Origin of the sequence: Peribacillus phoenicis, assembly GCF_047238085.1 — a bacterium.
Taxonomy (GTDB): Bacteria; Bacillota; Bacilli; order Bacillales; family DSM-1321; genus Peribacillus.
On the sequence record NZ_JBDFMF010000001.1, the window covers coordinates 2379133 to 2395387 of the forward strand.

Annotated in this window: 17 protein-coding genes; 5 read left to right on the forward strand and 12 right to left on the reverse strand. The window is 38.7% G+C overall.

Annotated features, from left to right (window positions below; genetic code table 11):
* Positions 1-6: 6 nt before the first annotated feature.
* Positions 7-399: a sporulation protein gene (locus tag ABC374_RS11685; protein WP_063594970.1), complete on the reverse strand. Its 393-nt coding sequence runs from the start codon at positions 397-399 to the stop codon at positions 7-9.
* A 664-nt stretch (positions 400-1063) separates the two neighbouring features.
* Here ABC374_RS11685 and ABC374_RS11690 point away from each other — a divergent pair.
* Entirely contained in the window at positions 1064-1597 is a 534-nt protein-coding gene (locus ABC374_RS11690; RefSeq protein ID WP_413017865.1) for an IseA DL-endopeptidase inhibitor family protein, read from the forward strand.
* Positions 1598-1750: 153 nt separating this feature from the next.
* Here the strand turns inward: ABC374_RS11690 and ABC374_RS11695 are convergent, their stop codons facing one another.
* The 3 genes from ABC374_RS11695 to ABC374_RS11705 form a co-directional block, all read right to left on the reverse strand.
* Entirely contained in the window at positions 1751-2740 is a 990-nt protein-coding gene (locus ABC374_RS11695; protein WP_413017867.1) for an HAAS signaling domain-containing protein, read from the reverse strand.
* On the reverse strand, positions 2727-3074 hold the full coding sequence (locus ABC374_RS11700) for a PadR family transcriptional regulator (RefSeq protein WP_125160783.1): 348 nt from the start codon (positions 3072-3074) through the stop codon (positions 2727-2729). The genes ABC374_RS11695 and ABC374_RS11700 overlap by 14 nt, the downstream gene beginning before the upstream one ends.
* 371 nt (positions 3075-3445) lie before the next feature.
* On the reverse strand, positions 3446-4591 hold the full coding sequence (locus tag ABC374_RS11705) for a glycerate kinase (RefSeq protein ID WP_413017869.1): 1146 nt from the start codon (positions 4589-4591) through the stop codon (positions 3446-3448).
* A gap of 313 nt (positions 4592-4904) precedes the next feature.
* Here ABC374_RS11705 and ABC374_RS11710 point away from each other — a divergent pair, with 313 nt between their 5' ends.
* On the forward strand, positions 4905-5084 hold the full coding sequence (locus ABC374_RS11710; protein WP_413017871.1) for a hypothetical protein: 180 nt from the start codon (positions 4905-4907) through the stop codon (positions 5082-5084).
* Positions 5085-5325: 241 nt separating this feature from the next.
* Positions 5326-6933, forward strand: a complete 1608-nt coding sequence (locus ABC374_RS11715) for an FMN-binding glutamate synthase family protein (protein WP_413017873.1) — start codon at positions 5326-5328, stop codon at positions 6931-6933.
* Here the strand turns inward: ABC374_RS11715 and ABC374_RS11720 are convergent.
* The 3 genes from ABC374_RS11720 to ABC374_RS11730 all read right to left on the reverse strand — a co-directional run bounded on the left by ABC374_RS11720 (position 6923) and on the right by ABC374_RS11730 (position 8916).
* Complete coding sequence (locus ABC374_RS11720) at positions 6923-7108, reverse strand: hypothetical protein (RefSeq protein WP_413017875.1); 186 nt, start codon at positions 7106-7108, stop codon at positions 6923-6925. The genes ABC374_RS11715 and ABC374_RS11720 overlap by 11 nt on opposite strands.
* Positions 7109-7144: 36 nt before the next feature.
* Positions 7145-8083: an MBL fold metallo-hydrolase gene (locus tag ABC374_RS11725; RefSeq protein WP_413017877.1), complete on the reverse strand. Its 939-nt coding sequence runs from the start codon at positions 8081-8083 to the stop codon at positions 7145-7147.
* A gap of 239 nt (positions 8084-8322) precedes the next feature.
* Positions 8323-8916 carry a branched-chain amino acid aminotransferase gene (locus ABC374_RS11730; protein ID WP_413017879.1) on the reverse strand — a complete coding sequence of 198 codons (594 nt, stop codon included), beginning with the start codon at positions 8914-8916 and terminating at the stop codon, positions 8323-8325.
* A gap of 173 nt (positions 8917-9089) precedes the next feature.
* On the opposite strand from ABC374_RS11730, the gene ABC374_RS11735 reads away from it, so the two are divergent.
* Positions 9090-10208 (forward strand): NAD(P)/FAD-dependent oxidoreductase, encoded by a 1119-nt coding sequence (locus ABC374_RS11735; RefSeq protein WP_413017881.1) that lies wholly within the window; start codon positions 9090-9092, stop codon positions 10206-10208.
* Between the two features lie 1279 nt (positions 10209-11487).
* On the opposite strand, the gene ABC374_RS11740 is transcribed toward ABC374_RS11735, so the two are convergent.
* From ABC374_RS11740 to ABC374_RS11760, 5 genes are all read right to left on the reverse strand, one after another.
* A complete protein-coding gene (locus tag ABC374_RS11740) occupies positions 11488-11676 on the reverse strand; it encodes a hypothetical protein (RefSeq protein ID WP_413017883.1) in 189 nt (62 codons plus the stop codon).
* Between the two features lie 220 nt (positions 11677-11896).
* Entirely contained in the window at positions 11897-12835 is a 939-nt protein-coding gene (glaH, locus tag ABC374_RS11745) for a glutarate dioxygenase GlaH (protein ID WP_413017885.1), read from the reverse strand.
* 328 nt (positions 12836-13163) lie between these two features.
* A complete protein-coding gene (locus tag ABC374_RS11750) occupies positions 13164-13505 on the reverse strand; it encodes a DUF3870 domain-containing protein (RefSeq protein ID WP_053535078.1) in 342 nt (113 codons plus the stop codon).
* A gap of 27 nt (positions 13506-13532) precedes the next feature.
* Entirely contained in the window at positions 13533-14750 is a 1218-nt protein-coding gene (gene lhgO / locus ABC374_RS11755) for an L-2-hydroxyglutarate oxidase (protein ID WP_413017887.1), read from the reverse strand.
* Between the two features lie 14 nt (positions 14751-14764).
* Positions 14765-15439 carry a GntR family transcriptional regulator gene (locus ABC374_RS11760; protein WP_413017889.1) on the reverse strand — a complete coding sequence of 225 codons (675 nt, stop codon included), beginning with the start codon at positions 15437-15439 and terminating at the stop codon, positions 14765-14767.
* Between the two features lie 302 nt (positions 15440-15741).
* Here ABC374_RS11760 and ABC374_RS11765 point away from each other — a divergent pair, with 302 nt between their 5' ends.
* The gene (locus ABC374_RS11765) at positions 15742-16137 is read left to right on the forward strand and encodes a GyrI-like domain-containing protein (RefSeq protein ID WP_413017891.1); all 396 of its coding nucleotides are present in this window, start codon (positions 15742-15744) and stop codon (positions 16135-16137) included.
* Positions 16138-16255: the final 118 nt, after the last annotated feature.

Consider the following 16255-nt stretch of genomic DNA (forward strand, 5'->3'; position numbering starts at 1 on the left):
TCACGTTTATTCAGAATCGATTAAAATCCAGTCATCATCCTTTCCTATTATCCCTTTATCAAGGATAAGTCTCGTTTTAAGGCGATAGGATACCCCTCGCTTATAAGGCTCCTTCAATATAGGCAGACAAAAGTTGAAAGGAATTTCGTTGCTTTCTCCTGAATTTATCTCCCTTGTAGATAAAATGGTGCTCGTTTTAAGGATCTCTTCCATTCCCGTAGAATGAGTATCCATGATCAAATCACATTCAATCCTCCTTATTCTTTGCGCAAGAGTACCACCCTTAATCAAAAAATATCCATTTATGCATTCACCAGATTTATACGTATTTTTCGGAAGGATTAAATCTATTTGTGCAGAACCTATCCCTAAAAGTAACAAAGATTTTCTAAGTATCAACTAATACACTCCATTTATATTTATTTGTTTTTCTACTAAACCCACATGTTTATACATTTCCGTAAGGGCTGCATGATCTGGACTACAAAAAAACCTTTACCATTTTGGTAAAGGTTTACTAAAAGAAAATAGACCTTTACCAATAGGTAAGGTCTGGCTAACAACAATATGCTGCCAACAACACCGAGAGCAAGAGCTCCGTAATGACGACATTGTTGTAAAAGCTACTCCCCTTTGGAGAATGTATTCAAGTATATAATTTATAATACGGTAGGATTAGAAAGTTTGTCAAACCTTTATATTTTATTTTTTTTAGGCGCTGCCCGGTTAATTCGAGGTCTTTGTACATATCTTGATATTAATGAAAATATAATGAATTAACATGTCCCGTTATTGAAAAAGAATTAACTGCTGGGTTTTAAATAGGCCAGTTCGTGGAATATGAAGTATGTAACAGTAGTGACCTTCTATTTACAACGCCGCTTTCAAAAAGAATAATATGAACAAACTATGTATATTTAATGGAAAACTAAAATTATATTTAAAAATTAACAAGATTTCTCTTTTACTTACGCCAATCATGTTGTAATATAAATGTAACAATTGTAATATTTATTAAACTTTCGTTACATAAGTATCCTATTAGGGATTGGGGAGATTAATTATGAAAAAATCTTTAGGTATGCTATTATCCATTATCATTTTATTTTTCACTCTAAGTGGTCAGGTTACCGCAAAAACGACATCACAGAATTTGTCTGATGCAAATGCATTAAAGATAGCCGATAATGCCAGCAAACATTTTTGGAATGCTTTACATGGATATAAAACCCGTTCATGTTCACAAAAAACTTTCAATTATAAAGGGACAGAGTATTCGTACCTTTGCCAAGAGTTTGATACAAAAGATAAATTGACTACCTACTTAGCAGAGACATTTACTAATAATGCAGTTGAAAAAGGGCTGACCAAATATAATTACATTACTCATAAAGGGAAATTAGCCCGTCCAATCGGAGACGGCTTCAGCATGTTAGAGTGGAGAAAAGCAAAAATTAAATTGGTTTATCAAAAACTAAACGTTAGGTCCTACAACTTAACTGTACCTACCGTCGACGGTGAGTCAGTAAAAAGAACGGTTACCTTTTATAAATCCGGATCCACTTGGAAAGTCAATCAGTTCGATGCAGTTCAATAAAAAGTTGGTTTAAATGTAACACCTCATATGCCGTATAGTTCGTTAAAAACTATATTCCATATGAGGTGTTTTTCTGTTTTCCCTTTTATCTTGAGAAATCTTTTCACATCATGGAACTTTAAAAACAAAAAAACACAGCTAGGTTGCTGTGCCTTAACGGATTTTTGCCTTTCGAAAGCCTTGATAGGAATCATAGGCGGCAAAAAAGATTGTGATGAGTATGAGACCCCAGTAAATCGAGGTTTTCCAATCATCGATTGAAAATAGTGTTATTTGGTATGCAATGAATTCAGGGTTCAATAAATTAGGATTACTGATGATGATGATGAAAGTCAAAGTCGACAACAGCTGGTATATAGCATGGAATATAGCTAATTTCAGGGTCCATTGTCTTAAAAATAATTTATAAATCGCCAAGAAAACCCCAATGATAACGACGCAAGATACCGGCAGCCAATAGGTATTCAACACCTCTTGATTAAAAGAGGGTGTCACGAAAATGAGACTGTCATTTCTTTTTTCATAGACGCCCAAGAGGTTTGCTGCATTGAAATAAAGGGCCGTGAATACAGAAAGACCTAACAAACTTGCAAATATCTCGATCATGGATATCGCTTTTTGCTTTGAAATGTTCGGAATATCTTTTAGGTTTTCCGGTGTCCATGGTTTCAAGTCTTTGGTTAAAGGCGACTGATCTTTTGAAGTATCCATGCGTTCTAAAATGGCAAATGAGAGCGTCAGCCAGAAAAACACTTGGATACCTGTACTGATGATACCGGAAATTCCTTTCCCGATTATTTTTAAAATTGCTTCCATAACCGTATTCCCCGTATCCCGAAGCGGATTATCCCCTAATAATGCGATTAGAGAAATGACTGCAGCGATTGGTAAAATCATTTTAAGCAGACTGATATAAACATCATAATAACGCGGTCCAATCAGATGCATTGGCCGATCGCGATAACCACTTGCCAGTGTAACCGGATCTCCTAATTTTAAAAGTACCGCTTTCACGTCTTGCTCCGTATGATCCTCCGGAAGCATATCTTCGATTGTAGATTGAAGCTCAAGCGCAATATCCACGCGGTTTTTTTCTGGCAGCCTGCGGGTAACTTCCTGAATATAAAGTTCAATCAGCTCCATCTTCTCCCTCTCCTTTTAATAATATATAAAGCTCTTGAGAAGTTTTTTCCCATTCTTCCTTTAACTGAGTGTAGATTTCTCCTCCATAATCACTTAAAGAATAGTACTTGCGCGGCCTACTTTCAGAAGTATCCCAGCTGCTGGTCACCAATTCTTGTTTTTCCAGGCGGCGAAGTAAAGGATATAAAGTACTTTGATCAATGGTAATTCCCGACTTCTCTAAACGCTGGACAAGCGAGTACCCATACTGAGGGGTTTTGAGCTGACTCAGAACAGCTAAGGTCAAAGTGCCTCTGCGCAGCTCAGTGGTTAATGAATTCAGTAAAGTGCTCATCCAATCACCTCTTCCCTATACTATGTGACGTACACCATACCTTATACTATGCATCATACACTATTTTAGTTCTTATAACACCATAAAAATGAAAATATATTCTATTTAAAGCATAAAAAAGAGAAGCGTTTCACGCCTCACCCAGACTGCAGACAAACTTGATGATAATTGAGTTTGTCTGTCTTTTTTAGTTTTTTTAATAATTGGCCGTTGATTGGAACGTAAGGCACTCGCTTTTCGCGGGCGGTCCAGGAGCCTCCTCGGAGCCTTTACGCCTGCGAGGTCTCCCTTGGACACGCTTTTCCCGCAGGAGTCTCGCACACCCGCTCCAAAAATGATTATTTTGGTTAACTGGTGCCAATAACATTTGATTACCCTCTATATTTAATCGCTGCTAAAAAAGTCCGCATTACCTGTTCGGCTAAAACTTCCAACAATTCTGCTCCTCTTCCCATGGCTTCCTTTAAAGGCATAGGAGCGTTCACCAAACTATGAACACTAGTTATTCCATGGTCATATAAAACTTCAATACCTGTTCCGATCGACCCAGCTAAAACAAATACAGGAATACCATGCTTTTTAGCTTCTTGTGCAACTCCCATTGGTGTTTTGCCCGAAACAGTCTGGTAATCGATTTGGCCCTCACCCGTAAAGACACAATCGGCATCGGACAATTTATCACCCAGTTTTGTGTACTCCATAACAATATCGATGCCCCTTTTTGTTTCTGCACGGAAAAAGGCTTGAAATGCACCACCAATTCCACCTGCAGCACCGGCGCCTGCTTTATCATGCAAGTGTATGCCTGTCTTGATTTCCACCAAATCAGCCCATGATGATAAAGCTTTATCTAGCATTTCAACCATGTCAGGAGTCGCCCCTTTTTGAGGTCCGAATACACTTGATGCCCCATCGGGACCGACTAATGGATTTTGGACATCCGAGGCAATCAAAAACTCGGAATCTGCTATTCTGGAATCAAAATCCTCCGTATTAATTTCTGATATCCGCGATAATTCGGCACCCCCGAATCCCAACGATTTACCATCTTCATCAAACACCTTCATTCCCAAAGCCTGGAGCATACCAACACCGCCATCATTTGTAGCGCTTCCGCCAACCGCTAAAATGAACTTTCGACAGCCATCATTCAATGCCATTTGAATAAGCTCCCCTGTTCCGTATGTTGTAGTGATCAATGGGTTCAACTCATCTGGATCGACTAGGCACAGACCGGATGCACTGGCCATTTCAATCACGCATGTTTCCTGATCGCCCAATATTCCATATGCTGCTTGAACTTCTTCAAGTAAAGGTCCCTTAACTGTCACTTCGACTTTTCGACCATTCGTAGCTGCAACAAGACTATCCATCGTACCTTCCCCGCCATCCGCTGCAGGAATTAATTCTGTCTTCGCATCCGGCAGTGCCTTCCTGACCCCTCGCTCGATTGCTTTGGAAGCTTCTAATGCTGACAAACTTCCTTTATAGGAATCTGGTGCAATAACAATTTTCATGCTTAATCCCCCTATGAATATATTTTTATAATAATTTAATTATAATCTTCGGAAATATTTTAATCATATACAAAAAATGATTTTACCTTCAAAAGTATAAGAATGCTAAAGGCGTAAACTAACGCCCCCCTTTAAAACGGGAAAGCCACTAATCATTCACGAAAATGATCGTCATCAATTGGGGGATCCTTCCCGGAATTAATTTGCCCATTTTTTAAAATGTAATTATTGGCGTTATCGGCATCACAGGGGGAATCGGTGATAATGATTAGTGAAATGATGCTTCATCAAGTTTTTATTGCGAAACATCTCGATGAAAAAAACACTAAAATTATTGGTTGATGACTTACTAAAAGAGCATTCGATTGATGGGAGACTTGAACGGATTGGAATGAAATTAGGACATCCCTCTCAAGTGGGAATGACGGATATGAAATTAAATCGGTTAAATAAGAGTGAAGTTGATCGAGTAACTGCAACAATTTATCCTTAGTAACTTAAATATCGGGGTGTGTACATCCAATAAAAATCAACTAATCACCGTTGCTGCATGATCTAAAACGTTGCAGTTAACCAAGTTGGATATGCCAATCGAAAAGGAGAAGTTGAAAAATGTTGTGAGAACAAGACTGCTTACGTTCTATTCCTATTAAGACCATGCATTGGATTCTGTATAATTGATCGAGTTACCGAGTAGATTAACAATACATGATTTTTTAACCAGGAGGGATTGAATGAGTGCTATCGCAAATCTTTTAATTATCCTTGGATTTACCGTTATCTTCATCATTATAATTGTCTTGGTTTTCCTATTACTTTATATGGTTTTCTTTGACCGAATGCAGAAGCATCATGCAATTTTAAGGAATTACCCCGTGCTTGGGAGAATTCGTTACTTTCTGGAAAAAATCGGGCCTGAAATGCGGCAATATTGGTTTAACAGTGATAACGAAGGAAAACCCTTTTCCCGGGATGACTATGAACATATGGTGAAAAGTTCAAAATATTTACGGGATGTCATAGGTTTTGGCTCAAAACGGGATTTTGATGAAGAAGGCTTCTTTGTTAAAAACAGCATGTTTCCAAAGTTAGCCGAAGAAGAAAAATACGATCGAGAAACAAAAGTGACGACTAAAAGATACATTCTATTAAAAGACCCACTTTTCTCACAGCGAGAGGAAAAATGGGGAGATGAAGTAACCTCTGCGTTCTTATTGGATGATGAAGATGCCGTGATCATCGGCCCAAACACCAAGAATCCCTTTCGATTAAAAGGGCTTATCGGTATGTCCGCCATGAGTTATGGTTCTTTAGGGAAGAACGCAATCACTGCCCTTTCTGAGGGATTGGCTGCAGCAAAAGGCACATGGATGAATACAGGGGAAGGCGGACTTTCTCCTTATCATTTAATCGGCGGTGTGGATATAATCATGCAAATCGGTCCAGCTATGTTTGGGGTTCGTGATAGTATCGGCGAAATGGATTGGGATGAGTTAAAAAGAAAAAGTGAAATACCCGAAATCAAAGCATTTGAAATCAAATTGGCTCAAGGTGCCAAAACTCGCGGAGGGCATATCGATGCTGAAAAAGTGAATCCGGAAATCGCTGATATCCGCAAGGTCGTACCGTTCAAAGCGATTGATAGTCCGAATCGGTTTCATCAATTCAATGACGTAAAATCCATGTGCGATTTTATCGAAAAAATCAGGGAACATACAGGTATCCCGGTCGGCATCAAAATGGTCATCGGTGGCAATGACAGTGTTGAAGAGCTTGCTAGCTACATGAAAGAAACCGGGAAAGGTCCGGATTTCATTTCATTGGATGGCGGTGAAGGCGGCACTGGTGCATCTTATCAGGAATTGATCGATAGCGTAGGATTACCGATAAAATCCGCCTTGCCGATTTTAGTATCTACTTTGGAAAAATACGGTGTCCGCAATCGCGTTAAAATCATTGCCTCCGGTAAATTGTTCACGCCTGATAGAATAGCGATAGCTCTAGCCATGGGAGCCGACCTTGTTAACATAGCTCGAGGTTTCATGATTGCAATAGGATGTATACAGACGATGAAATGTCAATCCAATGCTTGTCCTGTCGGGGTAGCAACCACTGATCCTGAATTGCAAAAGGCACTTGTCATTAATGAAAAGAAATACCGTGTGGTCAACTTTCTTGTTACGCTTAGAAAAGGATTATTTAGAATCTCAGCCGCTGCTGGTTTAGATTCGCCGATCCATTTTCAACCTAAGCACATTAGCTATAAGGACGATAAAGGAATTGTCACATCCCTTGAAGATATTATGAACGAAGTTAAGGGACAAATAGGTGTCAGGCAATGAACAATCCGCCGCCCAGATTATTTGATGGGCGGTGGTTTTTTCTTAATAAAGGATGCAAAAATATATCAGGCGTGTAATCGAAATATCCCCCTACCTCCCACTTTTCCCTTCCCATTAGCTCCCCATAGCGATAATAAACATAGGCTGCAGCAATAATAGCCGTTTTAGACGACAAGAGCTAAAATCTTTCGATACGTTAGCATTCAAAATATCAAATGGATTGATAATACCATTTGCCATCACGTTTAAACTTTCTGCATTGGTCATTTAAAAGAAGGTATTCTAGGTGTGCCAATGTTTCACCAACAGCAAACCTGGTCTCGTGAATGGACAGATTTCCAAATAAGATCTGGCAAGCACTATTTACTGTAATCGGCTCTTTCATGTTTTCATGAATAACATGCAACCGGTCCTGATGGTGATCCAACAATTCAACAATTCTTTTATTTGCATTTTGAAACGGTTTCCCATGTGAAGGGATGACATTTTCAACGTCCAGCTTTTGTATTTTTTTCAAAGAATTAAAAAACTCTCCCAATGGGTTGCTGAAACCTTTAAACCAATAAGAAATATTTGGAGATATCCTGGGCAATATATGATCTGTCGAAAAAAGGACACTTTCTTCCTTATTGTATAAAGTAATCAGGCCATCAGAATGTCCCGGCGTGAAGATCACTTCATACTCATATTTGCCAAAATGCAGTTTCATTCCTTCTTCAAGATGATGATTTACGGCAGGGTAGGGTTTTACTTGTGGCATGAATCCGCTTTCGTCACTGGATAAGGCCACGGATAAATCGTCTTCCATACCACATGCTTTATAATTTTCTTTAAGCAGATTCAGCGAATCCGCTTCCCAATACGTAGTTCCCGCATGTTCATCCACTTGTGTCATCCAAACATCCGCATCGGTTAATTGTTGTAATGTCCCTGCATACCCGAAATGATCTGGGTGATAATGGGTGATGATAATATCGGTAATATCGTGTTTTTCGATAATTGGGTTCCATAAATCCCTTGTCGTTTTGTTATTTAATCCCGCATCAATGATTGTCCACCCTTTTTCACCTTCCGCTAGGAAACAATGGACATGGTCCAGCCTAAAAGGCAATGGAATGGTAACTTGAGTAACTTTCAGTTCATTCAGCAAGTATAACTTCCCCTTCCGATGTAACTTCATTTACATAAAACAAAAAATTGAAATTGCTAAAAACAAAACATTTAAGTTTATTAAATAAATGTATATCATTAATCAATTCGACGAATTCTTTCAAGTTCCTTTTATCAATATCCAGAAGCATCGATTAAAATCCAGAAGCAAAGCCTAGGGGCATTGGTTAAATCAAGAAATAAAAAAACCGCCATTAATATTTATGGCGGCACCTCGTTTTACATATTTTCCTCGATTGTTTGAACAAGGATAAAAAGAAAATGATAGATTAAATTAAAAGCTTCCTCTAATGTCATGTCTTCTCGGAATCCTTTTACGTTATCCAAGGCTAAATTCACATCCCATAGCCCGTCGCCCTGGTTAAACATTAAACTGAACGAACCAATTTCTGCTTGGAGTTCCTTAGTTAAATACGTTTTTAAAACTTCTCCCATTTTTTTCTGGAATTTCAATCCGAACATCGCATTATACGTACCAAAAACATCATCGACTTCTAAAGAAAGTGCCTCAACACCGATTAATTCGAACCATTTTGACTCAAAGTAAAGGAACTCATCTTTGTTATTTTTCAAATACTCGATCGGTTGTGATAAAAATGCAGAGTTCTCTTCAGAGATTAATTCTTCGCTCTCTTTGTTACTGCGTTCCATATAAGCATCTGTAAAACGGGATGCATTTTCTTTTTCCACTATAATGATATCATCGGCGATTAATTTATGCATTTCGACATAATCCTTTTCTTCTTTAAACAACTCAACCTTGTTTTCGATTACGGATTTTGATATGTATGATTCCATTTGTTTTTTTAGCATGATATGTCCTCCTAGTATCTTTTCAAGCTTTCGCAATATCAATCATAGCATATTCACTATAGATAAAATAACTTTGTGAAAGAAATTACAATATCAGTTGTGGCAATCATTTCGTGTCTTCGATATAGTAGTGGTAAGCGTTTATACATATGAGAGAAATGAGATGTTGAATCATGCAAAAAATCATTGTAGTTGGTGCAGGAATTTTGGGAGCTTCCACTGCCTATCAGTTGGCTAAAACTGGTGTTGAAGTGATCATTATTGACCGACAAGATATCGGTCAGGCAACATCTGCAGCTGCAGGAATCGTTTGCCCGTGGATTTCGCAAAGACGCAACCAAGCTTGGTATCTCCTTGCCAAAAATGGTGCGGCTTTTTATCCGGGTTTAATTGAAGAACTTGAACGGGACGGGGAAACCGAGACTGGGTATGCCCAGGTCGGGGCCATAAGCTTACATACCGATGAAGATAAACTGAATGCCATGAAGAACCGGGCGGCAAAACGGAAAGAAGAAGCACCGGAGATCGGGACGATCACAATACTTTCCGCAGAGGAAACACGTGCCTTATTCCCGCCTCTTTCCAGTGAATATGCAGCCGTTCACGTGAGTGGTGCAGCGCGGGTCGATGGACGCGCACTACGTGATTCCTTATTGCGGGCATCACAAAAAAACGGTGCAAAACTTATGTATGGTGAGGCCATACTTACATATAACGGTGCACAAGTGACAGGTGTAACACTTGGAGATGAATTCATATCTGCCGATAAAGTGATTGTTTGTGCTGGCGCCTGGGCACCGCAATTACTGAAGCCACTCGGCGTGAATTTTCAAGTCACCTTCCAAAAGGCTCAAATCATTCATCTGGAAACGCCAAATGACAATACAACTGACTGGCCTGTAGTCATGCCTCCCAGTGATCAATATCTTTTGGCTTTCGATAATAATAAAATCGTTGCTGGGGCGACTCACGAAAATACGGAAGTTTTCGATACCCGAATGACCGCAGGAGGACTCCGGGAGGTTTTCGATAAGGCCTTGCAAACCGCTCCCGGTTTGACAGATAGTACGTTTGTTGAAGCAAGGGTCGGATTTCGTCCATTCACGCCGGGATTCCTTCCGGTCATGGGTCCTTTGCCTGACTGGGAAGGAATAATCGTAGCCAATGGTCTTGGAGCTTCAGGTTTAACAATGGGCCCCTATATAGGCTCACTATTGGCAAATCTCGCACTTGATAGAAAAATCGAAATCGATATAGAAAATTATGATGTCAGAGGTGCACTTTTCACATAACTTCCTCGTCCTTGAAAATTACCACCAGTTTTTTTCAAATACTCCTTTTCATAAAAAATCAAGGACCTTTAATTGGTCCTTGATTCAGACTGTAGACAAACTCGATGAAAATCGAGTTTGTCTACAATTTTTTTTGCTTGTACAAATTTGGACGTTGATTTCCACTCCAGGCACTCGCTTTCCGCGGGCGGTCCGACAGCCTCCTCGGCGCACTTGCGCCTGTGGGGTCTCCCTTGGACTCGCTATTCCCGCAGGAGTCTCGCACCTTCCGTTCCAATCAACTATGTTTAAAATTTCAGATAGAACTCCTTTTGCCCACAGTCTTTTTTGTTTTATAATAGAAGTATTAAAACTTGAGGTGATGAGGATGCTTTCGAAACATAATTCTATTCAGCGAAATCAACTTGAAATGAGTAATGTATTAAGATTCTTCTATGTTCAAATTTTTTTCATTTATTTATTAATATCAGGTTCACTTACTTCTTCATAAATAACTTTTAACTCTTCAATAGTGAGTGATTTTAAAAATTCCTCTAGTTCATCCATGTTAATGCCTCCTATAATAAAGAACATTTGTTCTTATTATAATCTCCAAAATAGCACTAGTAAATAGTTAATTTTACTTTTAACACTAAAAGATGAATATGAATTCTTAATCAAATGTTTCCTGTCCTTTAATACCTATATAAGTTTTATTGAGCACTGTCCTTTAACCAACGGTCATTTCCTTTGAAAAATAGTGCTGAAACATCATTTTCATTTGCTCTTTATTTGCTGCAAACCGCTTATGACGATGACCATTTCCCCAGATGGATGAGGAAATCCTAGAAGCATGTTGTTAGCATCTAAATAATTGTGACCAGCTAAATAGTTTAAGACCTTGGAAACATTAACGCCTAAAGGAATAATAAGCGTGATTTCAATCATCCCTATTTCGGCAGCAAAGCTTTCCATTATATTTTTTTAAGCAACTCGGTCTTTAATATGTTCGGAGTTGTTCCATTGTAGTTTTTCCCGTTATAAAAAACTGGATAGGTTAAAACAGAGGTAGTATGAACGAGGTGACTTGCTTCGTTAAAAAGATCCAGTGCGGACGATATGTTTAAGTATGTATGTAATCCAAGCTCATCCAACATTGAATTAAATTGTTTCTCATCGTTCCTTCAAAACTGGAATTCTTTTTTACTTCGTGCAGGATCTCTTCATCACTATGTATGTGCCTTTTTGCATTAATTACGGTAGAATAAGATTTTTTCATTTTATGTAATCCAGGAGTGATTCAGACAATCACCACTTTTGCCCGTTCATTTACATATTCAAAAGGTGCGTAATAGATTTCGAGCTTTTTCTTTTCATCTCTTTCAAGCAAAAATTGTTCGCTCTGTATCATTTCATCTGTATAGGCAGCAGGTAAAGCATTAATTAGATTCTTAAATCGCGTAAAATTAGAAAAATTAGCAATCCCCATAAAATACTATCCCCTCTTTCTTCTATTTATTTTGGTCATATCAGTATATCAGAAATTTAGATTTGCCCCGAACATTGGTTCATTAAGAATCTTGTTGAATCCATTAGTAAAACTTAACCCACTCAAAAAAAAGATAAATTGCTTCCAACCCTTGGGTTGAAAAGAATTTATCTTAAAAATGGTATTTGGGGATGAAAAAAATTAGGTTTACAAAATGAAACTATTGATTGAATCTTCCGCGCTGGCGAAGCAATTCACGGTTCAGGTTCGGATCTTTTTCAAATGCAGCGCGGCCATGAAGCCAAAATATATTGTTGACGACAACTAAATCTCCAACAGGCAGTTCCAGTTCTAGTACACTTTCATCGTTTTCTAATGAAGTAGATAAATCGCGTAAGTATTGGGCTTGTTCGATTGATTCAGGGTATACAAATTGATCGATAAAACATATACCAGGTTTGTTATTATGATTGAAGAATGTCAATCTTTCAATTTCCTGATCAATGTTCTTGCTTTTCGGTGCCTTATACGTGAATTTCTGGCTTGATAATGGATGATTTACATACATATCAAGCTCTTTCCAATCGTCTAGGTGCAATAAGCGTGATTCGCCACCGCGGGCATTTTGTTCGATCATCTTCATCATCAGTAACCAGTCCGTTGGTTCATCAACAAAGGTTCCGTCCGTATGAAGTGTAAATAAACGATAGGCCTGACGCAAATATGAATCACTGCTATCCGTGTCTTGAACACTAAAACGGGCATAATATTTTCCTGACATGGCATCATGATTTGGAGTTCCGAGCAAGTATGAAATGGCCGTTGCAAAAATGACATATTCATCTGTATTCTCCGTGACACCCTCCAAGCCAAGAGTGAAGCCGCCGGATTCTCGATCATGAACGATGTTACGAAGCAATTCACCAAAGTCTTCCCCTACTTGATCCAAAAGATATGAAGCAATGATGAGTCGTGCATATGGCGTATATTCCAGATGTTGAACAGACTGATTATCCTTGGATACCGTTTCTAAAAAAGCAGCAATCGCCTCTTTTGAAATTTCAATATGATATAAACGGCTGGATTGAGGGTGAACTATCACCTCGTATTTTTCTGTTTTCCTTTCAAACTTCGCTCTCTTTTTTTCTGCAATGTTCATGAATGATTCCTCCTGTTATTTGTAATATAGGTGACAAAGTTAACAGGAAATATAAAAAGCCAGTCGCACAAGATCCCCAAACAAAATGGGAATCCAACTGTACAACTGGCTTATATTCACTTCACTGCTCTATGCAAATAGAGTCACAGCGAATATGCAGTTTATGTATGATTTATTTTTCCTGTTTCCAATCATTAAGAGCTTTACACGATTCTGAAAAGGTATTTTCCAAAAGGTGTTAATGTCATAATATTGGCTTAATTACATTAAAACGTTTTTCCGTAAAAATGTCAACATCTTTTACAAATTATTCTGATAAATCATCTTACTAACTTGGTAGTTTCGTTTTTTCTGCCGCTTTAATTTGCTGAAAATGGAGATCCAGGTCCTTCAAGGCAGCAATCAATGCATTAGCCGCTTTCCCCCGATAATAAGATGTAATCGATTCTATCGCTTCATCAACACCATCATTTAAACTGATCCCTTTTAATAAACGCCCAATAAATTCCCGTCCATGCTCTGTTGCCAGTGTACAAGAAGCCTCCAGGACAACACCATATTTAGCATCGACTTCCGCGGTGATGGTCAATGTTTCAAAGACACTTTTCGCTGCCATCCCTTGAGGTAAACGTGCATGACCTGCAATGAAAATTGTTTTACCATTGAACATGTGGCCTCTTCCTCTCTTTAACGAATTTTATTTTGTATATGCAGCTTCCAATAAGTGTGATTGTTCCGGAATGCGATTAACAACCTCTTTTCCAATTTCAATTGATGCTGTTGCAGCAGGTGACGGTGCATTACAAACATGAATGGTCCGTTTCCCCATTATAATATGAAAATCATCCACCATATTACCATCATCCTGTAACGCTTGAGCCCGGACTCCAGCAGGTGCAGGGATTAAATCATCTTCTTGAATTTCCGGAATCAATTCCTGCAGGCTTTTCGTAAATTGCTTTTTACTAAAAGAACGGACATATTCATCCATCCCTTCCTTCATGAATTTACTGGCCAGTTTCCAAAAACCTTTATAGCTTAAAACTTCAGCTAAATCCTTCGCATTGAAGTCAGTTTTTTTATAACCCTCCCGCTTGAAACTTAGTACAGCATTTGGACCGGCATCTACTTCCCCACTAATCATCCGCGTAAAATGAACCCCTAGAAATGGAAATTTCGGGTTAGGTACCGGATAAATCAAATGATTGACAAGGAAGCGCTTTTCGGGCTTCAATTTAAAATACTCACCGCGAAACGGGACAATTTTCATATCTGTTTTATACCCCGCAGCTGCTGCGATACGGTCACTGTACAATCCAGCGCAATTAATGACCACCCTTGCCTTTATTGTACCGTTGTTCGTGTCGATGATGACTTCATCAAAATCCTCGTCAATCTTCTCCACCTTTGTATTCAGCTTGATTTCACCGCCGTTGCCTCGGATGATATCCGCCATCTTTTCACTTACCTGACGATAATTGACGATGCCGGCTTGCGGGACGCGAATCGCACCAAGTCCATTAACATGTGGTTCGATTTCCTTTAACTCATCCACACCAATTCTTTGGATAGCTAGCTCATTTTGCAAACCGCGTGAATATAAATCATCTAGAAGGGGCAACTCTTCTGGTTTTGTTGCAACAATGACCTTTCCGCAAATATCATGTTCAATTCCATGCATCCGGCAGAATTCCGTCATTGATTTGCTTCCTTGACGGGCAAACCGTGCTTTGAAGCTGCCTGGTTTATAATAAATTCCTGAGTGGATGACGCCGCTGTTATGCCCCGTTTGATGATCTGCAACAACAGCCTCTTTTTCAATGACTACCACTTTAGCATTAGGAAAACGCTGATAAAGAGCCATTCCCGTCGATAAACCTACAATTCCCCCACCAACAATTGCGAAATCATACACAATTAACACTCCTTTTATTGATGATTTTTAGTATTCAGCAACTCCATATACGTAATTAAATTGTTTTTAGTCCGCAAGATGTGAAATTCTACTGCTGCCCTTAGTTCTGCAGGATCCCCTCTTAGTGCCGCTTCATAAATCATCCGGTGTTCCCGTTGCGTTTCTGGGTAATAATCAATCAGCAAATTCGGCGCAATGGGTGAGATACCCAACGTTTCAACCATTTTTTGAACCCTTGGCCATGGGCACCCTTTTCGGAGGGTTTCATGAAAAGCCCCATTCAAAAGGATATAATGCTCATTGGTTTCGTCAGATAACTGAATCCCTTCCATTTCACTCAAAATACCCTTTAATTTTTCTTTGTCCTCCTTTGTTAAATAAGGAAGCGATTTTTCTACTGCAAGGCCTTCAAGCAGAGACCTGGTATGATAAATTTCTTCAATATCATCCCGGGTAATCGGTGTGACGATTGCTCCTTTATGAGGAACCATTTCCACCAACCCTTCCAATTGAAGCTGTGTAAGGGCTTCACGAATCGGCATCCTGCTTACTTCCAGGCGATCGGCCCACTCCTCTTGGATGAGTCGCTCCCCCTTTTTCAACGTCCCATTCAAAATCGCCTTCCTAAGACTTTTCGTTACGTTCTTAACGATAGTTGATTTATCTCTTTTAGAATTAGCATTATCCAATTCAGCGTCCACCTTTCGATATTGGATACAATTTAAACTATATCAACTTAATAAAGCGATTACAATACAGAAAATTAAATAAATTGTATCCAATTTAAAAAACACTGGATACAATATATAGAGTAAACAACTAATTCACATCTGAGGATAGATTGGTTCCCTTTAACTGTTTAAGCACCTTTGTATTGTTCAATTCACAAATTCCAAACCAGGAACTAACGCCAAAACTTTTCAAAAAATTCCATCATCATGATATCATTATTGTGTTATCCAAATTTATTTAAATAAGGGGTTGCTAGCTAATGAGTAAAGTAGTCTACTTGATTGGCGAAATAAGGACTAATAATTTCACCGATAAAAATCTTTTCGAGAAAATCGGATCCCTTTGGAGCAAAACAAATGTTCTTAATATTGAAAATGATATCAAATATGGGATATACCATCAGTACGAAAGTAACTATCATGGAGATTATACATTAGCTATAGCCACCGAAACCCCCGTATCGAAAGAAAATTTTGTCATCCCAGATCAAGAGTACGCGGTGTTTGAATGTTTACAAGATGAACATTCCATAACTGAAACCTGGAAAAAGATATGGCAGCTGGAGGAAGATAAAAATTTGAACAGGAAATATAGTCTGGATTTTGAAAAGTATTATCCTGATGGAAAAGTGGAAATACATATTGCGATTTTATAAAAGGAACCTACTATGTGAAAGAAACCCATAATAGCTAAAAACTTTATTTAGCAGCCTTAAGGGCTTGAATCGGTTCCCACCGAGACTCATGCCTTTTTATTTCACCTTTGTACACTAG